The sequence below is a fragment of the Spirulina sp. CS-785/01 genome, assembly GCF_028330525.1.
Classification (GTDB): Bacteria; Cyanobacteriota; Cyanobacteriia; order Cyanobacteriales; family Spirulinaceae; genus JAQMSD01.
The window spans coordinates 1-26,300 of sequence record NZ_JAQMSD010000126.1 but is presented as its reverse complement, the minus strand read 5'-3'; the positions used below and the strand labels follow the sequence as shown (position 1 = coordinate 26,300).

Annotated in this window: 20 protein-coding genes; 8 read left to right on the top strand and 12 right to left on the bottom strand. The window is 47.3% G+C overall.

The window, feature by feature from the left end:
- The first annotated feature begins 311 nt into the window (after positions 1–311).
- Complete coding sequence (locus PN462_RS07930) at positions 312–605, top strand: hypothetical protein (RefSeq protein ID WP_272127532.1); 294 nt, start codon at positions 312–314, stop codon at positions 603–605.
- Here PN462_RS07930 and PN462_RS07925 read toward each other — a convergent pair.
- Positions 602–4,258: a response regulator gene (locus PN462_RS07925; RefSeq protein ID WP_272127531.1), complete on the bottom strand. Its 3,657-nt coding sequence runs from the start codon at positions 4,256–4,258 to the stop codon at positions 602–604. The genes PN462_RS07930 and PN462_RS07925 overlap by 4 nt on opposite strands.
- A 437-nt stretch (positions 4,259–4,695) precedes the next feature.
- On the opposite strand from PN462_RS07925, the gene PN462_RS07920 reads away from it, so the two are divergent.
- The 3 genes from PN462_RS07920 (at position 4,696) to PN462_RS07910 (ending at position 9,588) form a co-directional block, all read left to right on the top strand.
- Positions 4,696–6,219, top strand: coding sequence for an NAD(P)H-hydrate dehydratase (locus PN462_RS07920; RefSeq protein WP_272127530.1), 1,524 nt, complete (start codon positions 4,696–4,698; stop codon positions 6,217–6,219).
- Positions 6,220–6,442: 223 nt separating this feature from the next.
- A complete protein-coding gene (locus tag PN462_RS07915) occupies positions 6,443–8,800 on the top strand; it encodes an ATP-dependent Clp protease ATP-binding subunit (RefSeq protein ID WP_272127529.1) in 2,358 nt (785 codons plus the stop codon).
- Positions 8,801–9,024: 224 nt separating this feature from the next.
- Complete coding sequence (locus PN462_RS07910; RefSeq protein ID WP_272127528.1) at positions 9,025–9,588, top strand: Uma2 family endonuclease; 564 nt, start codon at positions 9,025–9,027, stop codon at positions 9,586–9,588.
- An 18-nt stretch (positions 9,589–9,606) separates the two neighbouring features.
- On the opposite strand, the gene PN462_RS07905 is transcribed toward PN462_RS07910, so the two are convergent.
- From PN462_RS07905 to PN462_RS07900, 3 genes are all read right to left on the bottom strand, one after another.
- Positions 9,607–10,563, bottom strand: a complete 957-nt coding sequence (locus PN462_RS07905) for an MDR/zinc-dependent alcohol dehydrogenase-like family protein (protein WP_272127527.1) — start codon at positions 10,561–10,563, stop codon at positions 9,607–9,609.
- 95 nt (positions 10,564–10,658) lie between these two features.
- Positions 10,659–10,790, bottom strand: coding sequence for a HepT-like ribonuclease domain-containing protein (locus PN462_RS23455; RefSeq protein WP_443029101.1), 132 nt, complete (start codon positions 10,788–10,790; stop codon positions 10,659–10,661).
- A gap of 41 nt (positions 10,791–10,831) precedes the next feature.
- Entirely contained in the window at positions 10,832–11,731 is a 900-nt protein-coding gene (locus PN462_RS07900; RefSeq protein WP_272127525.1) for an alpha/beta fold hydrolase, read from the bottom strand.
- A gap of 196 nt (positions 11,732–11,927) precedes the next feature.
- Between PN462_RS07900 and PN462_RS07895 the strand changes: the two genes are divergently transcribed.
- The gene (locus PN462_RS07895) at positions 11,928–12,104 is read left to right on the top strand and encodes a hypothetical protein (RefSeq protein WP_272127524.1); all 177 of its coding nucleotides are present in this window, start codon (positions 11,928–11,930) and stop codon (positions 12,102–12,104) included.
- A 352-nt stretch (positions 12,105–12,456) separates the two neighbouring features.
- Here PN462_RS07895 and PN462_RS07890 read toward each other — a convergent pair whose 3' ends face one another.
- From PN462_RS07890 to PN462_RS07870, 5 genes are all read right to left on the bottom strand, one after another.
- On the bottom strand, positions 12,457–12,747 hold the full coding sequence (locus PN462_RS07890) for a DUF3288 family protein (protein WP_272127523.1): 291 nt from the start codon (positions 12,745–12,747) through the stop codon (positions 12,457–12,459).
- Positions 12,748–12,749: 2 nt separating this feature from the next.
- Positions 12,750–13,832, bottom strand: coding sequence for a WD40 repeat domain-containing protein (locus tag PN462_RS07885; protein ID WP_272127522.1), 1,083 nt, complete (start codon positions 13,830–13,832; stop codon positions 12,750–12,752).
- A complete protein-coding gene (locus PN462_RS07880) occupies positions 13,832–14,257 on the bottom strand; it encodes a heavy metal-responsive transcriptional regulator (protein WP_272127521.1) in 426 nt (141 codons plus the stop codon). Before PN462_RS07880 ends, PN462_RS07885 begins: the two co-directional genes overlap by 1 nt.
- 20 nt (positions 14,258–14,277) lie before the next feature.
- The gene (locus PN462_RS07875; RefSeq protein ID WP_272127520.1) at positions 14,278–14,559 is read right to left on the bottom strand and encodes a hypothetical protein; all 282 of its coding nucleotides are present in this window, start codon (positions 14,557–14,559) and stop codon (positions 14,278–14,280) included.
- 83 nt (positions 14,560–14,642) lie between these two features.
- Entirely contained in the window at positions 14,643–15,269 is a 627-nt protein-coding gene (locus PN462_RS07870; protein ID WP_272127519.1) for a TetR/AcrR family transcriptional regulator, read from the bottom strand.
- 143 nt (positions 15,270–15,412) lie between these two features.
- On the opposite strand from PN462_RS07870, the gene fraC reads away from it, so the two are divergent.
- Positions 15,413–15,967, top strand: a complete 555-nt coding sequence (gene fraC / locus PN462_RS07865; RefSeq protein WP_272127517.1) for a filament integrity protein FraC — start codon at positions 15,413–15,415, stop codon at positions 15,965–15,967.
- Positions 15,967–17,022: a DUF5357 family protein gene (locus tag PN462_RS07860; protein ID WP_272127516.1), complete on the top strand. Its 1,056-nt coding sequence runs from the start codon at positions 15,967–15,969 to the stop codon at positions 17,020–17,022. Before fraC ends, PN462_RS07860 begins: the two co-directional genes overlap by 1 nt.
- Before the next feature lie 156 nt (positions 17,023–17,178).
- Here the strand turns inward: PN462_RS07860 and PN462_RS07855 are convergent, their stop codons facing one another.
- Together PN462_RS07855 and PN462_RS07850 are read right to left on the bottom strand one after the other, a co-directional pair.
- On the bottom strand, positions 17,179–19,911 hold the full coding sequence (locus PN462_RS07855) for a transglycosylase domain-containing protein (RefSeq protein WP_272127514.1): 2,733 nt from the start codon (positions 19,909–19,911) through the stop codon (positions 17,179–17,181).
- Between the two features lie 143 nt (positions 19,912–20,054).
- Complete coding sequence (locus PN462_RS07850; RefSeq protein WP_272127513.1) at positions 20,055–20,903, bottom strand: PHP domain-containing protein; 849 nt, start codon at positions 20,901–20,903, stop codon at positions 20,055–20,057.
- A 174-nt stretch (positions 20,904–21,077) separates the two neighbouring features.
- On the opposite strand from PN462_RS07850, the gene PN462_RS07845 reads away from it, so the two are divergent.
- The gene (locus PN462_RS07845) at positions 21,078–22,631 is read left to right on the top strand and encodes a CPBP family intramembrane glutamic endopeptidase (protein ID WP_272127512.1); all 1,554 of its coding nucleotides are present in this window, start codon (positions 21,078–21,080) and stop codon (positions 22,629–22,631) included.
- A 47-nt stretch (positions 22,632–22,678) separates the two neighbouring features.
- On the opposite strand, the gene PN462_RS07840 is transcribed toward PN462_RS07845, so the two are convergent.
- A complete protein-coding gene (locus PN462_RS07840; protein WP_272127511.1) occupies positions 22,679–26,080 on the bottom strand; it encodes an EAL domain-containing protein in 3,402 nt (1,133 codons plus the stop codon).
- Between the last annotated feature and the right edge of the window lie 220 nt (positions 26,081–26,300).

Below are 26,300 nucleotides of genomic sequence, written 5' to 3'. Positions count from 1 at the left end.
TGATACCAATAGTCAACGGTCTTTTCACCGTCGCCGGAAGAAGATACCCCCTCCAGCAATAAGCTATCTGGCGTTTGATAGACGTGCCACAGGCGAGGGATAAGCTCTGTAGCCAGTGAGAAGTTAGAAGCCTCACCATAAGTGAAAAGCTATTTTTCTGTTTTTCGATACATACGAGCATAGCTCAGGCTTGTAAGCCTACTGATGGAAAGGTCTCCGAAGATCCAAGGTAGGAAGTGAACATCAAATGGTTAAGTTTGAGTAAGTTTTACAGAGCGGAATAATAAAAAGAACAGGGTGTATTGCTGGAGTTGAAGCCAAAATCTGAGTCGGCCAAACGGTATGATGGCCTTTTGCGCTCTGTGTTGGAGAAAAAAACCATGGCCTTAAAGAAATCGGTTTATATTGTTCCCCTGATCTTAATTGTCGTGTTTATTGTGGCGGGGGATAAATTCCTACCTGAACCCATGAGTGGTGCAAGCACTCGCACTCGCAATAGTATTGTGAAATTTGTCACCGGAATTTTTACACCTGACAAAAAACTCAATCCCACCCAAGACAAACTGGATCGACTGGAAGACATGGAAGAAGAACAAACAAATTAAACATATTTTTGCCGTTCTTGATTCATGGCCGTTTCTACGCGCTGGTATTCTTGTTTCACGTCGGCCAAGATTGCCATTCCTCCTTCTGTTGTGCCATTGCGACCCATTTTTTCCAGTTTCAGGCATAAATCCGCGAGGGTGGTAGCCCCTAGGGAGGCACTACTGGATTTGAGGGTGTGGGCCATATATTTTAACTGGCCGGCATCGTCTTGCGCGATCGCATCCTCAATTCCCTGTAAAAAGGTCGGACTATCCGCCAAATAAGAATCAATCAGATCAAGAATTAAAAGCGGTGCATCCTCCCCGGCCATCATTTTCAATTCATCAAAGGTAGCAGCATCTAAGACAGGAGGAGTGGTCATTGCTTCGGCTTGAGAGTCAGAATTAGAGATAGGTGACATAAAACAGCGTTGTAATGTCTCCGTTAACGTTTGAATCCGAATGGGTTTACTAATATAATCATTCATCCCGACAGCCAAACAAGCCTCGCGATCGCCCTGCATAGCATTGGCCGTCATCGCAATAATCGTAACATTGACCCAATGGTTATGTTGCCGAATTTGCCGAGTCGCCTCAATGCCATCCATTTCCGGCATTTGCACATCCATCAGCACTAAATCGTAAGGTTGGCGACGTAAGGCATCTAACACTTCTTGGCCATTAGCCACCACATCGGCCCGATAGCCTAATTTTTTCAGCATATTCAGGGCCACTTTCTGATTAACCACATTATCCTCGGCCAACAAGATTCTCAGGGGAATTTGATGACTGAGTAAGTTTTGCTCATCGGGTTGAGATTGGACAGACACAGAAATTGGCGTAGGTTGAGGATGAAATAACGTTATAAGAATATTATAAAGTTGCGACTGTTTAATCGGTTTATTGAGATAAGACGTGAACAGATTTTTCAGATGGGCCTGTTCCGGTTCGAGTTGCCCGATGGAGGTTAACATAATCAACGGTAACGGGTAAGGCAGATTTAACCCTTGGATATGACGGGCCAAAGTGATCCCATCCATGTTCGGCATTTGCATATCTAACACCGCCACATCCAAATGTTGTCCAGTTGCCAATAAGGCCAAAGCGGCCTCCCCAGACGCAACAGTATGGGGAATCATCCCAAAGGACTGACTTTGCAACTGTAACACCCGGCGATTGGTGGCGTTATCGTCCACAATGAGAATCTGCTTCCCTTCCAACCATTGACGACTCTGGGGTTGTTCTAACAATAACGAACTGGCGACTTGGGACACGCGAATGGTAAAGAAAAAAGTTGACCCTTCCCCCCCATGACTTTCCACCCACATGGTCCCCCCCATTAACTCGGCCAACCGCTTACTAATCACTAATCCTAGTCCTGTCCCTCCGTAGTGACGAGTCGTGGAGGCATCCACTTGGCTGAAGGGTTTAAACAAGCGGTGGAGACGGTCTTGGGGAATGCCTATTCCGGTATCCCGGACGGCCAATTGCAGGTGACATAAGGATTCACTATTGCCGGAATCTTTATTAATTTTACTCACGGAGATGACCACTTCTCCCTGTTCGGTGAATTTCACCCCATTCCCCACTAAATTCACTAAAACCTGTCGTAAGCGGTTGACATCCCCCGACACCATCTCTGGGACATCTGACTGCATTAAATAGGCTAACTCTAAGCCTTTTTCTGCCGCTTTCGGGGCAAACAGGTCTAAGGATTCTTCTACACAACTTCGCAAGTTGAAGGGTTGTTCTTCGAGGTCTAATTTCCCGGATTCAATTTTGGAGAAATCTAAAATATCATTAATCAGGGTGAGTAGGGCATCCCCACTACTGCGAATGACTTCGGCAAAGTCCCGTTGTTGTTCATTTAGGGGAGTATCGAGTAAGAGTCCTGTCATGCCGATAACGGCATTCATGGGGGTGCGAATTTCGTGACTCATGGTGGCGAGAAATTCGCTTTTCGCATGGTTGGCCACTTCTGCTTGTTCTTTGGCAATTTGTAACTCTTGGGTGCGCTGTTCGACCCGATTTTCAAGGCTTTCGTTGGTTTTCTGGATGGCGGTGAATTGTTCTTTTAAGGCCAGCACCATGGACTGGAAATTGCGGCCTAGGGTATTAATTTCAGCAATTTGACTTTGGGGAATATGGATAGACTGATCTCGTTCGAGGAGTTTTTTCGGTAAGTCGGTGGTCACTTGGGCTAGGGTATAGACGGGATAGACCAAGCGGCGACTGATGAGAAAGGCCACGACTAAGGCGATGAGGATGATTATCCACATGAGCAGTAAACTGCGAATATAGGTATTTCGGAGGGCCTCAATATAGGAGGCTGTGGCCACTTGGGTGAGTAGGGTCCAGTTTGTTCCCGCACCGACGGAGAGTTCTTGGCCGTAGTAAGAGTTTTTCCAGCGTACCATGATGGGGGCGGAGAAACTGGGCAACCATTGAAAGATTCGTTCGTTTAAGTAGCGACGTTCTCCTTCTTCTTCAATATACTGGGGTTTGTTTTGGGTATTACTGGTGGCAATAATGGTCCCTGTGGAGTCGAGAAGTTCTGCGGAGAGGCTATTGAGTTGGGTATTCAGTTCGAGAAATTGGGCCAGTTGGGACAGACTGAGAGAGCCATATAATGTTCCCTGTAAGCGATCTTGGGGGTCGGTAATGGGGACACGAATGCCTACATGAAGGGCAATGGAAGTGCGTTCCCGTTTGACATCGGTGGTATAGGTTTCTAGGGTTTTGACGACAGTTTGAAAATCTGCGCGATCGCTGACGTTAAAATTAGTCATAGTCTCCCCTGCTTCATTGAATTGGGGAGAGGCCGCCATCACATTCCCCTCTGCATCGGTAAGATACACCCGACGATAGGAGGGAAACATGGCCTGGAAAAATTCCAGCTTCTTTTGCTGATTAGTGGGAAATTGATCAATACGTCGGGCCGCTTGTTGAATCCCATTTAAATGTTGTCGATACCATAATTGCAAATTATTGGCCAACGGCATGGCGGCGGTATTCAATTCCGTTTTAATTTCCGCTTCAATGGTGTTTAAAACTTGTTGCCCATTTAACACCAGTAATATTAAAGTGGGAAAGAAAATAAAAGCAATCAGTAAATTAAATAAGGTATGCTGGAATGATAATTGCTTTTTCTGTGACTTATACCCCCGAAAAATGCGCTCAATGGGAATATATGTGACTAATAAATTGGCAATTACAGCATTAAATATCCCATTAATAGATTGCTTTAAGGCAAGTAACAGCATTCCTTTGGTGCTGACCGGTAAAATAATCCCATAAAAAAAGCCAACGAGGGGAATTCCCAAGATCAACCAGAATACACTATCCCAAAGCACTAAGTTTTTTTGGCGATATCGCACTAAAACTCCCACAAATGCAGCCTCTATAGTGAAGGTTAAAGCCGCGTAGGGATGCCCCCAGAGAAAATAAGTATAACTCCCCACAATACAACCTGCAAGAGTCCCCCAGCGTAGCCCGTAAAGATGGACAATAATTAAAACCGCAATACTCCCAAATAAGAAATGAACCCCAAAAAAAAGCTCTAAATTACAGTAATTACCCAAATAACCCAGAGCCATCAAGACTAAGAGACCGATGAAAGAATATCTCGACAAAGGTAAACGCTGCATAGTTTGACTAGGGGGAGTTAAGGGCATTAGTTTTACAGATTGTCACAGGAGAAACTCAACTGAGGGAGACCGACCTCTTTTTAGTATTATTTCATTTTATTTCATCTATTGGTTGATAATGTTACATTATTCAGACGAAGGCCATTCACTCAAGGGAACGGGACAGGAAAAAAACGCCCAAAGAAAGGAATAATCAACAGTAGGGGGGTTCGCTTCGGGTAAACCTCCCCACAGGGGAAAGGCTGAGGACTGAGGGCTGAGGACTGAGGGCTGAATGCTTACCTGTACTTTCTTCATCGTATTCCCCAAAAAATCCTTAAAAACCTAAAAAAGATATTAAAATTGTCTAAAAATAAAATTGTCTAAAAAAAGAAGTTGGCTTTACCCTCACCCGGCTGCCCCTGCCAACGATCCACAAATTTTGGTAAGTTAATCTTAATTGTAGTGCTTCCTCTCATCGATCCATGCACCAGAGACAAGCCATTGTTAACGCCCAACAAATGCAGCAAATTGAAGCGCGACTCTTTGACGCGGGAATGCCTGTGGCCGCTTTGATGGAAAAAGCGGCAGAGCTAGTGTTTCGTCAGATCATCCAGCTTTATCCTCACCCGCAACAAGTCGGGGTGTTGGTGGGGCCGGGACATAATGGGGGGGATGCCCTAGTCATAGCGAGAGAGTTGTTTTTGCGCGGTTTTGGGGTATTACTCCATTCTCCCCTCAATAAACGGAAAGAGTTAACCCAAGCCCATTGGCAATATGCCCAACATCTTGGTATTCCGGTGGTTGAAGCTATAGAGGCATTGAAAGACTGTGATTTAATCATTGATGGTTTATTTGGGTTTGGGTTAACCCGTCCCATTACAGTGCCGTTAGCAACGGGGATTGAGCAATTAAACCAATATACTATGGCGAAAGTCAGTGTGGATTTACCGTCGGGGCTACATACGGATACGGGGGAGGTTTTAGGGACTGCATTTGCCGCAGATCATAGCTTCTGCTTGGGGTTGTGGAAGCTGGCCTGTTTTCAAGACCGGGCCTTAGACTATTTAGGGCAACCCCATTTAGTGGAGTTTGGCATTCCGGAGGCAGATATCCAGGCCGTTTTAGGGGACTGTCCCCCCATTCAGGAAATGACCGCAGAGGCGGCTAGAATGAGCTTACCCGCCCCTCGCCCCCCTGTGACCCATAAGTATAAGCAAGGGCATTTACTGCTCGTCTGTGGCTCACAACGGTACGCTGGAGGCGCGATTTTAACGGGACTGGGGGCTAGAGCGAGTGGGGTGGGAATGCTCTCTATTGCCGTGCCGGAGTCCCTGAAACCCCTGTTAGTGTCTCAATTACCAGAGGCGTTGATTATTGCTTGTCCAGAGACGAAAACGGGAGCGATCGCCAGTTTACCCGATGAGGTGACACTGGAGAATTATAGCGCGATCGCCTGTGGCCCGGGCCTATCTCTCGATACCCAAACCGTCGTCAAACAATCCCTAGAAGCCCCCTGCCCCCTCATTTTAGATGCCGACGGCCTCAACCTCCTCGCCCAACTCCATCCTCTCGCCACCCTCTCCCAACGAAAACACCCCACCATCCTTACCCCCCACTTGGGCGAATTTAAACGCCTCTTTCCTGATATCTCCCCAGAGAACCCCCTAGAAGCGGCTCAGACCGCCGTAGAGAAAAGCCAGGTCATTTTACTCCTAAAAGGAGCTAAAACCGCCATAACGGGGCCAGAACCCCCTCTCTGGCTCATCGGTGAAAGTACCCCCGCCCTGGCGAGGGGAGGAAGTGGGGATGTTCTCACCGGGTTAATGGGAGGACTGCTGGCCCAACCGACTCCCCCTAGAGTATCCCTCCCCCAACAGGTCGCCACAGCCGCGTGGTGGCACGCCCAAGCGGGGTTAAGGGCAGCCCGAAACCGGAGTGAGTTGGGGGTAGATGCCGTGACGTTAGCCCAGGAATTAAATTCAGTCCTAGCGGCCCTTGACTTCTGACCAATGACCTATGCTCAATCGTTAATCCCCCGTTAAGATGAAAGGACTGCCTACTGTTTACTGTTCACTGTTCACTGTTCACTGTTCACTGTTCACTGGTCACTGTGTACGGATTCTCCCACTAATCAAGTGAAGTCTAAATCGGTAAAGTAAAGAAAGACACAGAAAAACTGATAAAAAAACCCTTAAACATCAGACAACCTCTATAAATTGACTCTTTATTATGTTTGAACATTTCATTGACACTGCCATCAAAGCTGTAATGTTAGCGCAGGAGGAAGCTCGCCGCACAGGACACAATCTAGTGGGAACAGAGCAACTGCTATTAGGACTCATTGGGGAAGGGACAGCCATTGCGGCCCGGGTGTTACGGGATATGGGGGCAAACCTAAAAGAAGCCCGCAAAACCGTAGATGACTTGATTGGCCGGGGTCCCGGTTATGCCCCCGCCAATATCCCCTTTACTCCCAAAGCCAAACAAGTCTTTGAGCAAGCCTTCGATGAAGCACGACAACTGGGACATACCTATATTGGCACAGAGCATATTTTACTAGCTATTGTCCGCGAGAAAGATAGTGTAGCGGCCAAAGTCTTACAACGGTTAGACATTGACGCAGATCAAGTACGCACAGAAATTATCCGTCGTCTCGGTGAAGGCAGTACCACCACTGGGGCCGCTGTGGGGAGTAACCGTCAAGAAGGCTCAATCTTCGGGATGGGGGGCGGTGGGAATAAGCCCAGCTTAGACCAATATAGCCGCAATCTCACAGAATTAGCCCGCCAGGAAGCATTAGACCCCATGGTGGGGCGGATGCCGGAATTAGAACGGACAATCCAAATTTTAGGCCGACGGACCAAGAATAATCCTGTGTTAGTGGGAGAACCGGGAGTCGGGAAAACGGCGATTGCCGAAGGGTTGGCCCAGCGTGTGGTTCAGGAGGACGTTCCCGAACTCATTCAGGGCAAGGAAGTGATAGCCTTGGATATGGGGGCATTGTTGGCCGGAACTCGCTTTAGAGGCGAATTTGAGGAACGTCTCAAGGCGATTATGGATGAGATTCGCCAACGGGGGAATATTATTCTGGTCATCGACGAGATTCATAATTTAGTCGGGGCCGGGGCTATTGGCGGTAGTATGGATGCGGCTAATATTCTTAAACCTGCCCTAGCGAAAGGGGAATTGCAATGTGTGGGGACGACCACGTTAAATGAGTATCGCCAGCATATTGAGCGAGATGCCGCCTTAGAACGTCGTTTCCAACGGGTGATGGTGGGAGAACCCTCGGTGGCCGAGGCCATTGATATTTTGTATGGCTTGCGATCGCGCTACGAAGACCATCACAAAGTCCAGATTACTGATGAGGCCATTGAAGCGGCGGTTCTGCTTTCAGAACGCTATATTTCTGACCGTCAACTACCCGATAAAGCCATTGATCTCATTGACGAAGCGGGATCACGGGTTCATATCCGCTACTCCATCCAGCAGAAATTACAAGCCGATGAGGAGGAAGTGGAGTCCATTGTGCAAGAGGAGGAAATTTCCCAACTGGTGGCCAGTTGGACAGGAGTTCCGGTGAATAAGCTGACGCAACCGGAGTCAGAAATGTTGTTACACCTGGAAGCACGACTCCACGAACGCTTAATCGGGCAAAATGAAGCTGTAGAAGCGGTGGCCAAAGCCATTCGTCGGGCCAGGGTAGGCATGAAAGACCCCCATCGCCCCATTGCTAGTTTTATTTTCTCTGGACCAACGGGGGTTGGGAAAACCGAATTAGCGAAAGCCTTGGCCGACCTCTTATTTGGGTCCGAGGAGTCCATTATTCGCATTGATATGTCCGAGATGATGGAATCCCACACCACCTCAAAATTAATTGGTTCTCCGCCAGGGTTTGTGGGGTATGAGGAAGGGGGACAACTCACCGAAGCGGTCCGTCGTCAACCCTATTCGGTGGTGTTATTTGACGAAATCGAAAAAGCCCATCCCGATGTGTTCAACCTGATGCTGCAACTCTTGGATGATGGTCACATGACGGACTCGAAGGGCCGGAAAGTGGACTTTAAGAATACGTTGATTATTATGACCTCGAATATTGGCTCGAAGGTCATTGAGAAAGGCGGAAGCGGCTTAGGGTTTGAACTGGCCGAAAATGAGGCGGAGTCCCGTTACCATCATATCCGCGAGAAAGTTATGGATGAAATGAAGAATTATTTCCGTCCGGAGTTTATTAACCGTCTTGATGACACTATTGTCTTCCGTCAGTTAGAGAAAGACGAGGTGAAGGTGATTGCGGATAAGATGTTAGAGGAAGTGCGCGATCGCTTGATTGAACAGCATAATCTCGCCTTAGATGTGACCGATGCCTTTAAGGATTTAGTCGTCAATGCCGGGTATAATCCTTCCCAAGGCGCAAGACCCCTCCGTCGTGCCATTATGAACCTGTTAGAGGATAGTCTGGCTGAGGCGATTTTATCCAGTCAGTTCACAGGACATAATCTGGCCATTGTCGATGTGGATGATGATGGCAATGTACAGGTTACACCCTCCTATTCCTCTGAACGAGTATTAGAACCTGTGGGTTAAGGGAGAAAAGAGTGGGTAATTGCCCACTCTTTTCAGGCTTGGCTTAACTGGGCTAATTTAGTGCATGATCGTAGGTTGGGTGTAACGCAGTGAAACCCAACCTAGACAGGGGTTTTGTTGGGTTGCACTACGCTTCACCTAACCGACAATGTGAATCTACAATGTGAATCCGGCCACGTCGCTAGAAGTCGGTTAATTTGGAACTCACAGTCGGAGAACTATTGATGACACTCCTCCCAACCCAAACCCTATCCCTGCAAGACTTTTTGCAGATGCCCGAAACCGAACCGGCCAGCGAATATCTCGATGGCCAAATTATTCAAAAACCCATGCCCCAAGGCAAACACAGCATCTTGCAACGAGAGTTAAGTTTCACCCTAACCGCTACATTGAGGGCAGACCAAAGCGCACAAGCCTTTCCTGAGTTGCGGTGTACCTTTGGGGGGCGTTCTCTTGTCCCAGATATCACCGTCTTTCAGCGTCAGCGTATCCCCTTGGAGAACAATGGCGACATTGCCAATGAGTTTAACCTGCCGCCGGATTGGACAATTAAAATTTTGTCGCCCCATCAGAGTCACACGAAGGTGGTTCGGAATATTCTGCATTGTCTGGACTATGGGACAGCAATGGGTTGGTTGCTTGACCCGGATGAATACTGTATTTTTGTCTATCATGCCGACAAATCCGTTCAACTCTTGGACGACGTAGAAAGGATTGTGCCGAGACCTCAGTTTGCTCAAAATGTGCAACTGACAGTCGGAGAAATATTTGGTTGGCTGAAACCTTGAGTTCTCCACACTTTAGGGTTAAGCGTCCATGTCTAATAAGACTTTGAGAACTCCACGCTGTTGGGCATGGCCAATGGCTTTTATCGCCTGATCTAGGGGATAACGGGTTTGAATTAAGGACGTGACATCTACTTTATCTTGTTCTAATAAATCTAAGGCTTTAGAAAAGGGGCCACAGCGAGACCCCATGAGGGTAATTTCATCAACAACTAAAGAGGACGCATCTATGGTGAGGCGGTTGGCATAGGTGCTTTTTAAGACTAATGTTCCCCGTGGACGTAGGGAACGACGGGCAATGTCGAATCCGTCGGGGTTGCCTGTACATTCTACAGCAAGATCAAAACTGCGCCAGGGAATATCCTCGACGAATCCGGTTTTTATGCCGCGATCGCGCAATCGGGCTAATTTCTCCTCATGTCGTCCCACCACAAACAGATCACACCCCGTCAAAGCAATAGTTTGCGCCACTAACTGCCCTAATTTCCCATCTCCCACTAACAAGACGCGCTCATTCTCAGTCATTTTAACCTGTTCTTGAATCTCTAAAGCGGCGGCCAGGGGTTCAACAAAGGTCGCAGCATCCGTAGAAACATGATCAGGGACAGGGTGCAAGTTTTTCACAGGTAATGCCACATAATCGGCAAACGCCCCATTATGATTGAGAATCCCTAACACCGTGCGATTTTCGCAATGGGTGGGCATCCCCCGACGACAGAGGGAACATTCCCCACAAGCAGCGTTAATTTCCCCAACAACTCGCTTTCCTTGTAACTCTTGAGGCCCCTCTGCAACAACTCCGACAAATTCATGTCCCAAAACCCCTTGATACGGGTAATACCCGCGAATTAACTCTAAATCCGTATTACAGACTCCAGCCCGCTTCACCTTCACTAATGCTTCATTCTCCCCTTGTTGCGGGTTAGGAATATCCTCTCGGAATGAGAGTTGCTGATTTTCTAGCCAAAGTCCTTTCATCACGGTCTCTCCTTGTCTCGTCTGCTTTCACCTAAGTTAACCTATGCTTCAGGGAAACCCAAGATTTTGACGGGGAAATCAGGAAGATTCGGATATCACGGTTCTCTTGTAGCGATAATGATTTCTAAGTTATGTTTGAGATCAGGTAAATTACGCTCAACAATTGTCCAAACACCATTTAAGTCCACTCGAAAATATTCGTGAATTAAAACATTGGTAGGCGGCAATCTTTTTAATCACCCACAAGAAAAGGGGATTTTTATCTCACCTATGCTCTCTCCCCATCAAATTGTTTCTGAATTTCCGTTAAACACGCTTCTAAGCCCTGTGAATTGCCCCAAGGGAGGAATCCCCCATACAGACAATTGTGCTGGCTATCGGTTAAGAAAAGATGCTCTAATTGGCTGAACGGATGCTTCCACCGCCACAAGATTAGTCCTTCTGGAAAAGAACAATAAGGGGTAGCCCGTTTTAAGTCTCTGGGATGGGCATTCATAATATTAGGAATGAATTGTAATTGCTCCCGAATTTGTTTAGGAAAAGTAGGCTTAAATGCGTTAACAGTTGGATTCCCCCAAAACTGATGGATAATAGGAATTAAATCGGGATGATTTTTTAAGCGGGGGTGGGAAATAGGAACAGTTTGCCAATGGGCATAATTAAACTGGGTACTAGAGACTAAAATTGTGCCATCACTCCCGTGATCAATATCTCCAGCAATGGATAAAGTAGGGATAGATTGGGCAATTTTTTCAGCCAGCGAACAGCGATTTTTAGCTAAATCTTGGGCAATACTAATCCCCCATTGTCCGATATCTAAAAAATAGGCAAGATCAGCCCCTCCTACTGGGGAAGCAATGAGGATAAGGGAGTGAATTTTAGACCACCATTGGGGATGACGAGTTAAGACTTCTAACCAAATTAACCCCCCCATAGAATGCCCGATAATACGCCAAGATTGTTGGGGAAATTGCTGGAGTTGGTGTTGGGCAATTTGTTCTACTTGTTGAATCAATGGCTCAATTTTCCACCATGTTTTAAGCCATCCTAAGTCTGGTGTTATAATAGTTTCATTGGGGGCAAGTTGGTGGGCTAAGGTGTTAATTTTATGGTGGGTATCTGCCCAGCCATGTTGGGCAAATAAGGTAAAGCTAGGGGAGTAATTCATTGTTTTACTAGATTGTTTGACTAGGTAGGTAAATTTTTATTAAAATAAATATTTTAACCTTGAATTAAGCGTAAACAAGCATAACTGGATAATAACTAGATAGTTACTCCAATATTTATTACACATAGACTTAATTATTGAAAAGGTTAAGTCTTCTCCTGTACAAGTTATCATGACGACCAATAACAGATTTATTATGAATAAAGTTCCTTTAGAGTATTGGTCTGTAATTCAAAGATTACCTAAAAAATCATTATTTTACAACTACCAAAACTCTAAAAAAGTTTTTGAGGAGTTTGACTATACAGGACTTAGTAATTTTGATTTCTTGTCTTCTGAATTTTATATTGCAGGATTTGATAGCGAGTCGTAAAGTATGGTTAACAAAATTTTTATGTTGATAGGTTTTTAACTTAAAAATATACTAAGCATTCAGCTATCAGCTATCAGCTTAAAACTAACACTCCGTTGGTGAAGTCTCTCAAAGGGGAAAAAGAAGGTATAGCAAGTGAGAGACTTGTTAAGAATTGAAAGTGTGGAGAAACGCCCACGAGTGTTGCTTTTTCTTGTGCTGTAATAGCCAAAAAACATAAAAAAAGAAGGACAGGCGTTGAAGCCTATCCTAGAAGGGGGTGACAGTTAATTTTTGTCTTATGATTTATACTGTAAATGGCTGAACCTGGAAAAAACTCCTCTCTGTGACGCTTTTTAAAGTGGTTTAACCCCTAACTCCAATCCTCGATCTCTGTTCCATCGTTTTTATAACGGTAAATTGTCCCTTTGGCGTGAATTTCACGGGTTTGGGCGAATAATTCCTCCTCAGTGACTCCCCACTGTTGCAAAATATCTTCTAATTGATGTTGAATTTGTCGGGCCCCCGGAAAGTTGCGATATCGGATACAGAGTCGGGCTACTTCGACTTTGTTATAGTCGGTGTCTCCTTGTTGTAATACTCGGTCAATGGTGACTTTATCTTTGGTTTCTTGGGGGTGTTGTTGATCTCTTGTGGTGGTCATGGTTACTGCGTTTCCTCTATTGCGTCTTCTGGGGTTAACCCTTGCCAGAGTTTAATCTGGGTGTCAAAACTCCCGGTGGCTAAATGGTTTCCGTCGGGACTAAAGGTGAGGGTTTGTACCCAGTCGTCATGGGCCTCAAAATAATTCAATAATTCTCCGGTTTCGAGACTCCAGAGACGGACTCCATCTCGACTACTACTGGCGAAGAATTGGCCACTGGGATGGGGGGAGATATCCATAATTCTTCCGGTATGGCCGCGGAGGAGGGTTAACCTTTGTTGGGTTTCTGGGTCCCAAATTTTCAAGATGCGGTCTTCTCCTCCGGATAGGAGGTATTCTCCGTCAGGGGTGAAAGCAAGCGATCGCACTTTTCCTTGATGGCCAGGAAAGGCGGCGACAAGTTGCCCAGTCCGCAAGTTCCAGAGTTTAATTGTTCCCTCTTGTTCTCCACTGGCTAAAATATACCCATTGGGATGAATGGCCAGAGAATAGGTAGGGTCAAAGCGGGCTAAAGTGTAGAGAGGGCGCAAAGTTCGCAGGTCCCAAACAAAGATCCCATCAAACCCCCCACTAATTAAAACGGTACTATTGGGAGTAATGGTTAAATCGAGAATATTATTAGAGTGGTCGATAAAAAGTCGTTCTTGGTCTCGGTCTTGCCATTGCCAGAGGGAGATTTTCGCATCACCTCCCCCACTGGCCAACAGTTGACCGTCGGGACTGATAGCGACACTGGCCACGCGACTCTGTTGACTTCGCCTTTCTCCTCTTAACCCCCCGGACTGGGTATCCCAAAAGCGGAGATGACCGTCATTAAAACTCCCCCCACTGATGAGAATGTCGCTTTCGGGGGTAAAGGTGAGGGCAGACACGGCGGTATTATGACCCTGGAGGGTGTGGGTTAATTCCACTTCTCGCCAACAGTTGAGGATATGTTGGGTGGTACATCGTTGGGTGGAGTCGAGGGACTCAGGGGGAGGGGGAAAGGGGTCGTTAATGGAGGGGTTGGTCTGGGAAAGGACGGGGTTGCCTTGCCAGAGGACTCCTATGGTTAAGCTGATCACGCCCAGAAGAAGCCGTTGCATTATCGGGTTTGAATATTGGGGCAAATGGTCGTTTCTATTTTGTCTTGGGAGGGGTGTTCTTGCCAACCAGAGAGGATGCCTTGGAGTTCGGATTGGAGAATTTGCAGGGATTCGATTTTCTGGGTAATTTCGTCTAATTTCTGTTGTAGGTGTTCTTTGACTGTTCCGCAGGGGAGTTCCCCGTGGTCGTGAACGGTGAGGATGTCTTGGATTTCTTGTAAGCTGAGGCCGAGGGATTGCGATCGCTTGATAAAGGCTAACCGATTAAAAATCTTGCGGTCAAAGAGACGATACCCCGCCTTAGACCGATGAACCACAGGGGTTAAGAGTCCTAACTCCTCGTAATAACGAATGGTTTTTACTGATAAACCACTCTCGCTGGCCACTTGACCAATTTTCAGGGGAGGGGAGGCAGTATCAACCATGAGATCAAACAGGACAAGTATTAACGACGGTTGCGGTGTTTGCTGGGGGTGAGGTGAGGGAGAGGCATGGCCGGGGGTAAGTATCCTTTGGGGGTTTCTCTGGGTTGAGGGAGGGGAGGGGGATTTTTTAACCACCGCCAGAATAGGGCAGCCCCGACGGTGACACCACCGAGACCGAATAGAGTCCAGTATCCTCCCACTCCTCCCATCACGGCATCAACGAGGCCAATGGTTAGGATAAAGCTGGAGAGGGGGTCTTTTCCATACAAAGACCTCACAAAACGAGGTAAGAAACGGTTCATGGGGGCTTGAATGACTATAATGTATCTCTATTTTCAGGGTAGCTGATCTTTTGGGTTTGGTGGTTCATCCCACTCCAGAGAGGTCACTCTTTGACCAGGACTCCATTGAGGAAGATTTCTGCAATGCCTTCCGCCATTTCTTGCATGGCTTTGGGGGAAGCATGGGGATCAATAATGGTTTCTTGGGAGAAACCGGAAATGGCGAACATTCCGAGGAAGACTTGGGCGACGATTTTGGGGTTCATGGGGCGATAAATGCCTCTATCCATGGCGGTTTCAAAGAAGGCTTCGGCCACATCGGTCATTTTTTCGATGACTTCGGTTTGGATGCGATCGCGCAATTCTGGATGAAATTGGGCTTCCATAAAACACACCCGCATTAAATCACTATTTTCCCGCATCCGTAGCATTCGCCGTTTCATCACTTGGGCCACTGCTTTATAACTGCCCATTTCACTTAATTCGGTGAGTAAGTCGGTGAGAATGTCAACCCATCCCTGGGTGGCCACTTCGATGAGAATGGCTTTTTTATTGCTGAAATGGCGGAAAATTGTCCCTTCTGCGACTTTGGCCGCTGCGGCCAAATCCCGCGTTGTTGTGGCATCGTACCCTTTGCGGGCAAATAAACGCAAGGCCGCCTGTAAAATGCGATCGCGGGTACTTTCTTCGGTTTGGGTGTCAAGGACAGGACGTTGATGAAAGACTATCATAGCGGTACTGATAAAAAAGCCTATAGTTCACCCTAACGCTCCTTGACCCCAAAATGGTGCGATCGCATCAAAACCTTCATAAAACTTTCCCTTCTGAGGGCCTTTGTCTGCTATTTATTACTTTTTTTTGTTGAATTGTAACAATGTTGCCTGTCCTTTTACCGATCCCGATCATTTTCCTACAAACCCTGAGTTTACTGATCAGCGTTGCCATCGAAGCCGTTATTTTTCAGCGACAATTAAAATTTAGCCGCAAACAAAGCATCCAATTCTCTCTATCCATCAATCTCTTTTCCGATATCGCCATCTGGCTATTTCTTTTCACGGTTCAATCCATCGCCCCCGAAACCACCCGGTTACACCTCATGAGTTATGTCTTTTTCACCCAATTCTACCAAGTGGAACGACCCACCCAATTCTATTTAATTAGCTTTGCCATTATTCTCACCATTTTTTTATTAATTTGTTTAATTGAGTATAAAGGCTTAGACTTTTTACAAGTCTTTCTCGAACCCCCATATCCCAATATTTCAGACAATATTTCAGAAGGAGAAAACCGCGCCACCTCTTTAGTTAATAAACTCAACGAAGCCATTATCCGAACAAATCTCCGTCAAGCCTCAGTCGTATTAATTGCTAACTTATTGAGTAACAGCTTAGTCGTATTAATTATTTTACTTCATTTTCTCAAAAACTAATGCTTGATTTAAGTAAACTTGAAATTCTCCATCCCCCTCGACCTTATTCTTGGCAAACCCTATTTTGGCTAAGTGTATTTTCTGGATTTATGGCATTTTTAGCCACTGGTTTTTTTAGAACACTCATTGCTGTAATTGGACAAATTTTATTAATTATTAGTATCACTTGGTTGGGTAAAATTAATAACTTTTTTCCTATTTTATGGATCACATCGGCTTTAATATGTGGATTACTCTACGGACTTTTTAAAATTCAGCCTTCTGTCCTCTGTATCCTCTGGCTACCCTTAGCTGCAATTTTAATTATTTTGGATGTTTGTTTCTCAAAAGACTTAACCTTTAAAGTTCCCAACACTTCCGAAAGACATACTTTACTCATCTTATTTTTAACTCAAGTTTTAATGGCCTGTTGGCTACAATTTACCTTAATTACCTATAACTGGATTCAAAGCTACCCCAGTTTACTTACAGATCAACTCAACCACAGTAACTTTATTGTCAACTTAACCCCTCGCCAACCCCCTAGAAGTGTGGCCATTTTACAAACCATGAGACAACAGTTAATCGAAACCCTCAATAATAAACCGTGGACAGAGGGAGAAAGTTGGTTAAAAAATTCAGCGTTTCATATTCAAGAAATGTATGAAACCTTTTTGAGCAATTTAGCAGAAGAATCAGAAACTAAAAATAATCTTCAATATCAACCATCTTTACCCGAAAACCAGTTTTGGAAACTTTATTTTTTATATCCCTTAGAACAAAATACTCAACAAATTTATACCTTTCGTTACTGTAATCATCCCCAATGTCCCCCCATTAAGCAATGGAGTAGTTATACCGTTTCCTCCTTTCCCAGTGATGATCCTTGGTTCATGGAGAGTTTAGAAGTTTTACCAGAGAATGAATATCGACTCCTATTCCGTATGGAATGGACAGGGCCCCAGTCTAACCAAAGTCAAGACACTCAACCCTATCAAAGTCATCTCAATTGTAAAGTCTTTCCCATCGGCAATTCCCCCCAACAAACCAAGATTCAATGTCCGGCAGTTTATTGATAATGGGTAATTGGTAATGGGTAATTGGTAATGGGTAATGGGGAAGATGGAGGAGATGGGGAAGATGGAGGAGAACAAAGAACAAACAACCAAGAACCAAGAACCCAGAACAAACAACAAAGAACAAACAACCAACAACCAAAAACCAAAAACAAACTATTCAGTCGGTTTTGGGGGTTTGGTGACATCGGGTGGGGCTGCCGAGGGGGCCGGGGCCGCCGGGGCCGGGGCTGGTTTATTCACCTGCGGTGGGGCTGGTGGGCTACTGGGTGCGGGGGCCGGAGTCGAAGGCCGGGCCGTGGACGGTGGGGGCGAAGACTGCCGGGCCGGGGCCGACTGGCGAGGTGGGGGTGAAGACTGCCGGGCTGGGGCCGACTGGCGAGGGGGAGGTGAGGACTGCCGGGCCGGGGCCGACTGTCGGGGAGCAGTGGACCGTTGACGGGGTTGGGGGTTACTGGGCGGTGGGCTACTGCTGCCACTGCTACGGGGTTGACTCGGTGCAGAACCACTGCTACTCGACCCAGAAGAAGACCGAGAGGGAGAAGAAGACCGAGAAGGAGAAGAAGACCGAGAAGGAGAAGAAGACCGAGAAGGAGAAGAAGACCGACTCCGAGAGCGAGAGGGTTGGCTCGGTTTTGGTACTGATTTATAGTAACTTTTCTCCGGTTTCAGGGGTTCGGCCTCAATGCTGCCCTCCCGTCCGTCTAAGTTGGGTCGTTCTGGGAAGTCTTCGGGGGGTACGGTTTCAATTACCCGACTCATAAAGTCGTTCCAGACGGTGGCGGCGGTGCTGCTGGCCCCTTCGGTGGAACTATTATCGTCATTGCCCAGCCAGACTCCGGCTACCAGTTGCGGGATATAGCCCACAAACCAGAGGTCGCGGAAGTCGTCGGATGTTCCGGTTTTTCCGGCGACGGCTCGGCCACTGAGTTGGGCGTTGCTTCCTGTGCCGTTTTCCACCACTGATTGCAGCATCCAGGTGATGATGTTGGCGGTGTCTTGGTCGATGGCTTGTTTGTCTTCGGACTTGGCTTCGTGGAGGACGTTCCCTTCTGTGTCTAAGATGCGGGAAATGCCGTGGGCGGACTCATGGACTCCTTCATTGGCCAAGGTGCCGTAGGCGTTGGTGAGTTCTAGGAGGGTGACTTCTGATGCACCGAGGGCGAGGGAGTAGGTGGGTTTGAGTTCCGACTCAATGCCTAGGGCTTTGGCCACTTTGATCACGGGAGTCCAGCCTACATCAATGAGGGTGCGGACGGCGGGAACGTTGACGGACTGGGTGAGGGCTTCGTTGAGGGAGACGTAACCTTGATAGCCTTCGTTATAGTTTTCTGGTTCGTAGCCATCCACCACGTAGGGGGCATCGAGGACGGTTTTATTGGGGGAGATGCCTGTGGCTACGGCGGTGGCATAGACAATGGTTTTAAAGGTTGAACCGGGTTGTCGTTTGGCTTGGGTGGCCCGGTTAAATTTGCCGTTTTCGTCGTTGTTGTTGTAGTCGCTACCGCCGACCATGGCTTTGATGGCCCCGGTTCGGGGGTCGAGGGCGACTAGGGACCCTTGGTTAAATTTTTGGGTGGGTCCGTAGCGGGCGACGGCTTTGGCTACGGCATCTTCGGCGGCCTGTTGCCATTGCAGGTCGATGGTGGTTTCGATGGTTAGCCCCCCTTGGGCGATTTGCTCTTCGGAGAGATATTTGGGCAGTTGGTCTTGGATGTAGTCGTTAAAGTAGGGGACTTTGCGGCTTAACCGTTTGGGGTCCTGGGGGTTGAGGTTGAGGGGGGAGGCGATGGCCATGGCGGCTTGACCGGGGCTGATGAAGCCTTGGTCGCGCATTTTTTCGAGGACGCGATCGCGCCGTCGTTTAGCGGCTTCTGGGTCTTCTAAGGGGGAATAGCGACTAGGGGCCGGGGTAATGGCCGCCAAGGTGGCTACTTCGGCCACCTCTAATTCTTGGACGGTTTTGCCAAAATACACCCAAGCAGCATCCCCAATACCATAGGCCCCAGAGCCTAAATAGACTAAATTTAAATAACGCTCTAAGATTTCTTCCTTATCAAACTCCTCCTCTACTTTCTGGGCCAGACGAATTTCTTTGAGTTTCCGCCACAAGTCCCGGTCGTTGTTGAGATAGACAATGCGACTTAACTGTTGGGTGAGGGTGCTGCCCCCTTCCACAATACGCCCTGACCGTAGATTGGTGAGACTGGCCCGGAGAATGCCTTGATAGTCCACCCCATCATGGTTTAAGAAACGACGGTCTTCACTGGCGATAAAGGCTTGGACGACTAAATTGGGAATTTCTGCAATACTTAATTCTTCATGGGTCACGGGGCCAATTTCTTGGATAACCGTCCCATCGGAGGCCGTCACCGTCATGGTTTTTTGCCGGGTGAAGGTCATCACCTCCTCTACCGACTCCGGCAATTGAGACTCAATATCATGCCAGACATAATTGGCATAAGCGGCCCCACCCCCCAGTCCTGCCGCCGCAATGAGGGCGGCCCAAAGCCAAGGTCGGCGATGAAGGGGGCGTTTGGGGGATTGGGCTTTATTTTTCTTGTCCGGGGATTTTTTGCCCACTGGAGGGGCTTTAGACGGAGAGGGGGGTTTTGGTTTTGCGGCCTTTTCCGAGACAGCAGAGGCGGCTGTTTTCTCCTTCGCGGTTTTCCCCTGCGCGGTTTTCCCCGATGGGGGGGAGGAGGAAGCCTTGGTTTTCTGCTGAGATGGGGGTGGGGACTGGGGGGAAACTGCGGATTTAGAGGCAGTTTTCCCCTTAGACGGACGACGGTCTCCGTTTTCCTTGGCCCTAGGGTTGACCGTTGACTTTTGGGTTGACTTTTGAAACTGAGTTTCTTGTTCTTTGGGTTTTTGAATGAACTTAGACACGCCTACTCCTCTGCTATGCCACAAACCACCGTGTAATGTTTGTTGAATTGTTGCTTATTTTAGGGCTTTCTTCTGAAGTCTGTATTCTGCCGAATTCTAGATTTTAGAAAATTTCATCAGAATTACACCCTGAATTGCCTCTTTTACTCCCTTATTCTGCAAATTTTGGCCGCTTCCGTAAGCGGGGCTAATAAAGATAAAGAGAGGTTTAATTGATTTAAGCGAGTTTCTTCTGGTCCGCCCTCCTCCTGGGGTCCGTGATAGTCACTGCCTCCGGTTTTTAACAACTTCTTATCCTGACAGATTTTTTCGAGTTGAGCAATCTGGGTGGGCGTATGGGCGGGATGATAGACTTCTATTCCTAATAGGCCCGCTTCGATTAATTCCGGTAAAATTTCCTCAATTTTTCCACCTCGAAATAAAAAGGGATGGGCCCAAACGGGGACTCCGCCACAATCTCGCAAGAGTCGAACCCCCTCCACGGCGGTAAATTTTTCATAGGGAACATAGGCCACTCCATCATCTTTTAACCAGCGATCGAAGGCTTCTCGACAAGAATTTGCATAACCGGCTGCGACTAAAGCCCGGGCAATATGGGGACGACTCGGAGCAATTCCTTCTCCCAAGTTTGGGTATTCTATTGCATATCCCAATTTTGCTAGTTTGTCAACTATTTGTTGAGCGCGACGGTGGCGGCCTGCAACTCGTTCTTGGAGGGGGGGGTTGAGTTGTGCGGGGTTGGGATAAAAGCCTAAAATATGGAGCGATCGCCCGTTACAAACGGTGCTTAATTCCACCCCTGGCACAATGTCTAAATTCTCGGTGTCTAAATTTTCTGTTTGGGCTGCTTGAAACGCTTCTGACCAGCCGGCTAAGGTATCATGATCGGTAATGGCCAAAGCCTGTATTCCGGCTTGGCGGGCCGCTTTAACTAAGGCAGTGGGAGTAAGGGTCCCATCGGAATAGGTGGTATGACAGTGCAGTTCGAGCATAGGAGAGATTCAGGGTTAACCTTGCCCTAGTGTAACGAGTTCTTTTGGAATCTATGCACAATTTTCTGTAAGCGTGAGGGAAAGAAACCCGGTTTCTCCCTTTCCTGAACCCACCCCCAACAACAAACCCAGAACAAATGCGATAATGCGTTTGTTAGCGAATAGTCGGGATTTATGACGTTAAAGCGAGTAGTCTTAATTATTTTGACCGTGGTTGCGATCGCACGGGTCGGTTTATCCTTGGGTGCGAGTCTATCACAACCCCAAGTCCAAAGTCGGTTAGAACTCTACCAGACGAACCTAGTGTTACACGCAGCAGAATATAACCCCCCAGAGGAGGAAAGCGGGGAGACTGTTGCCATTGAGAATTTTTTAGGGAATACCCCCTATCAAACAGCACAAACCAAGTATGAAAACGCTCGCCAAGAGGCTCAGAATAGCCGAGACCAACTGCAAGCTCAACTCACCCCTCAAAAGCACCCTTCTGGGGGGGAAGTGGCGTTAGAGGACACCCTAGAGGCGGCACAGCAACAGCTACAGTTAGAGCAAGCGATCGCGCAAACCAGCGATTATATTGAAAATATTGATCTCAAAATTGGCCTCTTACAAGTTGAACAGGGAAAGACAGAGAAGGCCAAGGAAACGTGGCAAACTGCCACCAAAAATAGTCAATCCGTCCCCGTTAAACAGACTGCACAGGTGTTAAAAGACCTCTGGAAATCCTCCCCTACGGTCAATATAGAGGCGGAAACGGTACTCAAGGATAATTTAGACGGATGGTTTCAGTTTCGTGCCTTGAGTCGCTTTTATGAGGTAGTCCAACGACCAGAAGCCTTAGCGCAACTCCAAGAACAAGAACAACAAACCGCAGAAAAAGCGTTACTGAAACTGGGCATCTTAGCCATTATCCCCTCTTTGGGTGCATTACTCGGTGTGGGGTTATTAATTGGGTTAGGGGTGCAATGGGTATTAAAGCGGCAGGATTCCATTTTAGCCAGTAATGGCGACCTCACCTGGGAAACCCCTTGGAATTGGGAAATCACTTGGCAAGTCTTGGTTGTCGGGTTTTTTGTCTTTTCCCAAGTTTTGTTACCCCTTTTCTTACCCCTCGTCACCCAGTTAGCAGGGGTTGACATCAGTAGCATGGGGTTACGAGGAAAAGCGGGTTATATTCTCCTCAGTTATCTGTTGATGACAGGGGGTGGACTGGCCATTCTTTATTTCTCCATTAAAGAGTTTTTACCCCTCCCCGACGACTGGTTTCGCTTCAAACTGCGGAGTAATTGGTTTATTTGGGGGTTTGGCGGTTATGTGGTGGCTGTTCCCCTCGTCTTACTTATTTCTCTCTTAAATCAGCAAATTTGGCAAGGTCAGGGGGGAGGAAACCCGATTATTTTGTTAGCTTTGCAAGCTCAGGATAAAGTGGCCTTATTGATTTTCTTTACTACGGCCTGTGTTGCGGCCCCAGTGTTTGAGGAGATTATTTTCCGGGGCTTTTTCTTACCCTCTCTCACCCGTTATATTCCTCTTTGGGGGGCTATTTCTATTAGTGCGGTGGTGTTTGCGGTGGCCCATTTAAGTTTGTCGGAGGTTTTGCCGTTAACGGTGTTAGGGTTGATTCTGGGGTTTGTGTACACGCGATCGCGCAATCTTTTAGCCCCTATCCTCCTCCATAGTTTATGGAATAGTGGCACGTTACTCAGTTTATTCTTGTTAGGAAGTGGGTGATTTTTATCTCCCCCATCTCCCCTACCTTTCCCATCTCCAATGACCAATTAATTGCTAATTGTTAATTGTAATAACGGAGTAACTTGGTGAGGAGGGAGGGGGGGAGAAAATAGAAAACCTTGTCCGAATTCACAGCCTAGCGTCTTGAGCCATTCTAACTGCTCTGGGGTTTCAATTCCCTCGGCAATTGCATTTAATTCCAATAAATTACTCAACGCAATAATAGACTCGGCAATCACCTGATTGCGGGCATCACACTCTCTAGAGTTTACAAAAGCTCGGTCAATTTTTAGATCATCAACAGGTAACTGTCGGAGATAACTTAACGAAGAATAACCTGTCCCAAAATCATCAATACTCAGACGAATTCCTTGGAATTGAATTTGGCTTAATAACTCACGGGTAAACTCAACATTTTTGACCAGCATACTCTCAGTTATTTCTAGCACTAAACAATTCCCCGGCAAATCATACGTCTGGAGAATATCTTGTAATTCCCCTAATAAAGTCTTTTGCAGTTGCCGCACCGAGAGGTTAACACTGATACTTAACGATTGATCAGGAAAATCTGCTTGCCACAGTGCGAGTTGTTGACAGGCCGTATGTAGCACCCAACGACCAATTGGTATAATAAGTCCCGTTTCTTCCGCAATGGGGATAAATTCCCCAGGAGACACAAACCCCCGTCTAGGATGTTGCCAACGAAGTAAGGCTTCAAATCCGCGAATTTTTTGACTTTCAAGATGGACAATCGGCTGATAATACAAGAGTAATTCTTGATTTTCTAAGGCTTTGCGGAGATCATTTTCTAAATGTAGCCGTTCGACGACTTTTAAGTGCATGGTGGGGTTAAAAATTGCGTAGCGTCCGCGGCCTCGTTGTTTGGCGCGATACATGGCCAAATCCGCATCTCGGAGTATGTCTTCGGCCTGGTGGTGGTTTGGGGTTTGCATTACGATACCAATGCTGGTACTGGTAAAAACTTCTCGGTCAGTGACTTGTAGAGGCGATCGCAAGGCCGCTAAAATCCGTTCAGAGATTTTTATTGCTCGTTCTATTCCCTGAATTTCCTCTAATAAAATCACAAATTCATCCCCCCCTAACCGGGCCGCTAAGTCGGTGTCTCGAATAAACTCACAGAGGAGGTTAGCGACTTCTAACAGCAGTTCATCCCCGGTAATATGCCCTAAACTGTCATTGACCACTTTAAAATGATCCAGATCGAGGAATAAGACGGCAAATTGGAACGTCGGAGACCGTTTCGCCCGTTTTAAGGCTAGATCAAGGCGTTCCATTAGTAAATTCCGGTTGGGCAACCCGGTTAACCCGTCGTGGAGTGCGTCGTGTTTTAATTGCAATTCTGCCTTAATGCGATCGCTCACATCCCGTGAGGTAGTCTGTAAATGGACTACATTCCCCACTTCATCTACAATCGCCTTGGTGAGGGTTTCCAGCCAAATATAGTGGCCGCTACAGGTGCGAATGCGATAAGTCATGGGGCAAGACTCCCCTTGTAAAGCGGGGTTATGGGAGTCTTGGCGAATTCGTTCTAGATCATCGGGATGAAACAAGTCATAGGGGTTACGGCCAATTAGTTCCTCTGGAGAATAGCCTAAGAGGGATTGACTGGAGGGGGTAACATACAAATAACGGCCATCGGGTTCATGTAAACAGACTAGATCACTCATATTTTCTGTCACGAGACGCAACCGTTCTTCACTCTCTCGTAATGCCTGTTCTGCCCGTTTCAATTCGGTAATATCCCGGCCAACCGATTGAATTTCGACTAATTCTCCTTGGTCATCAAAGATGCCTTCATTTAACCATTGCGTCCAGCCCATTGCCCCATTACTGCGTTGATCTCGATTTTCAACAATACATCGGGGGTTTTGGGGACTTAATTGGGACACAGGTTCAAAGACTTGGTTTTCCAGATCACTGGCATTGGCGAAATCGCTCCATTTTTTGCCAACAATTTCATCGAGAGTAACACCTAAAGCGCGACAAAGGGCTTCGTTGGCGAAGGTAATAGTGGTATCAGGGCGCGATCGCAGGATAAAATCCGTTTGCGCTTCTACTACCTTACGATAGCGATTTTCGCTGGTGCGGAGGGCATTCTGTATTTGTTGGCGTTTGGCTTCATTGCGCTTGCGATCGCTCACATCCATAATTAAGGTATCCCACACCACGTCCCCATTCTCTTGACGTTCCGGACGACCCGCCGCTTCTAACCATTTCAACTGCCGAGAAGGGGTAATAATTCGCCATTGCCAAAACCAAGGTTGCAGCGTCTGGACCGACTCCTGCACCGACTCATACATCCCTTCCCGATCATCGGGATGCACCATATCCCACAACACCTGGGCATTTTGAACCACAGCTTCCGGTTGAATTTCCCACAAGTCATAACACCCCGGACTCATATAAATCACTTGATCAGACCCATCGGGGTGTAACACATAGCGAAAAATCGCCCCCGGCACATTCTTGGCCATATTTTGAAAGCGTTGCTCACTTTCTAGTAATGCGGCCTCGGCCTGTTTTCGCCGTTCAATTTCCCGTCTCAGCACCCGATTCCAGACCACAAAAGCCACTAAAATCACCAAGGGCAGATAAATAAGAACCTGAATGAGACTGTTGCGTATATCCTGCCAACCCCAAACCTGATCCGGTTTTAACCAGCGTTCTTGGGCTTGATAATAGGCTGACTCCGGATTAGCAATTAAGCTGCGTAAATGCTGGTCTAACGTGGTTAATAATTGCTGGTTTTGCCCCTCTGCCACAATAAAATGGAGTCGAGAAGGCCCAATCAAAATATTGGTTTTCTGGATAGGATAGTGCTTCGCCGCCTCTCGACCGAAAAAATGATTCACCACTCCCGCATCAACTTTTTCCTCCTCTAGTAATCGCGGAATCTCTTGAAACTGGTCAACACGGACAAACTGAGGCTCAATGGCAAAGGCGTTGACGCGCTGGGTTAAGACCGTCTCTTGAATGCTGCCTTCGACCACTGCCACTCGTTTCTGGTCTAACTCTAGCAGAGAGTCTATCGACCCATCGGAGCGAGTATAAATTTCCGACCAACTGGTTAAGACCACTTCTTGGTTAAAATCAAACGTGCGTTTCTGTGGCGACTCCGTAGGAAGATCGCGCTCCTCCGAATAGGCCACATCCACCATCAAATCAAGCTCTCCCTCCTCCACCTGCTGCAAGCAGTCTTCCCACTTACACACCACATAGTCCAAAGACCAATTGGCCTCCTCTGCAATGTCCTCCAAAACATCCACCCAAAACCCCGCAGGGTTTCCGGTGTCCTCTACAAACACTTTCGGTTTATTCTCATAAATCCCCACCCGCACCGTTTTGCCCATTTTCTCGGCACGGACAAACTCTCCTCCCACCAGCAGGAGTAGGACTAAAAAACCGCCCAGGGTGGCAGCAAACTTCATGAATTAACTCGACGCTTGAAAGATGTACACAGGTTTACTCTGTTTTAACATGGAGGTGTTAAACCATGAAAAACCACTGCGTGACATACTCCCACGCTCAATCGGAGATTAGAGCGTGGGCTTCTCCATCCCTGGAACGAGACTTCGCGTTTTTGAGTGAGGCGATGCCCAACCCCACTTTTTTAATCAAAATACCTGAACACAGATCTCTTGGCATAGA

Coding starts and splice junctions, on each gene's coding strand:
- PN462_RS07840 (WP_272127511.1), bottom strand. CDS start 26,080: ATGAAGTTTGCTGCCACCCTGGGCGGTTTTTTAGTCCTACTCCTGCTG.
- PN462_RS07900 (WP_272127525.1), bottom strand. CDS start 11,731: ATGAATTACTCCCCTAGCTTTACCTTATTTGCCCAACATGGCTGGGCA.
- PN462_RS07880 (WP_272127521.1), bottom strand. CDS start 14,257: ATGGTTGATACTGCCTCCCCTCCCCTGAAAATTGGTCAAGTGGCCAGC.
- fraC (WP_272127517.1), top strand. CDS start 15,413: ATGTTGCCTGTCCTTTTACCGATCCCGATCATTTTCCTACAAACCCTG.
- PN462_RS07905 (WP_272127527.1), bottom strand. CDS start 10,563: ATGAAAGGACTTTGGCTAGAAAATCAGCAACTCTCATTCCGAGAGGAT.
- PN462_RS07845 (WP_272127512.1), top strand. CDS start 21,078: ATGACGTTAAAGCGAGTAGTCTTAATTATTTTGACCGTGGTTGCGATC.
- PN462_RS07915 (WP_272127529.1), top strand. CDS start 6,443: ATGTTTGAACATTTCATTGACACTGCCATCAAAGCTGTAATGTTAGCG.
- PN462_RS07895 (WP_272127524.1), top strand. CDS start 11,928: ATGAATAAAGTTCCTTTAGAGTATTGGTCTGTAATTCAAAGATTACCT.
- PN462_RS07890 (WP_272127523.1), bottom strand. CDS start 12,747: ATGACCACCACAAGAGATCAACAACACCCCCAAGAAACCAAAGATAAA.
- PN462_RS07860 (WP_272127516.1), top strand. CDS start 15,967: ATGCTTGATTTAAGTAAACTTGAAATTCTCCATCCCCCTCGACCTTAT.
- PN462_RS07925 (WP_272127531.1), bottom strand. CDS start 4,258: ATGCCCTTAACTCCCCCTAGTCAAACTATGCAGCGTTTACCTTTGTCG.
- PN462_RS07850 (WP_272127513.1), bottom strand. CDS start 20,903: ATGCTCGAACTGCACTGTCATACCACCTATTCCGATGGGACCCTTACT.
- PN462_RS07870 (WP_272127519.1), bottom strand. CDS start 15,269: ATGATAGTCTTTCATCAACGTCCTGTCCTTGACACCCAAACCGAAGAA.
- PN462_RS07920 (WP_272127530.1), top strand. CDS start 4,696: ATGCACCAGAGACAAGCCATTGTTAACGCCCAACAAATGCAGCAAATT.
- PN462_RS07875 (WP_272127520.1), bottom strand. CDS start 14,559: ATGAACCGTTTCTTACCTCGTTTTGTGAGGTCTTTGTATGGAAAAGAC.
- PN462_RS07885 (WP_272127522.1), bottom strand. CDS start 13,832: ATGCAACGGCTTCTTCTGGGCGTGATCAGCTTAACCATAGGAGTCCTC.
- PN462_RS07910 (WP_272127528.1), top strand. CDS start 9,025: ATGACACTCCTCCCAACCCAAACCCTATCCCTGCAAGACTTTTTGCAG.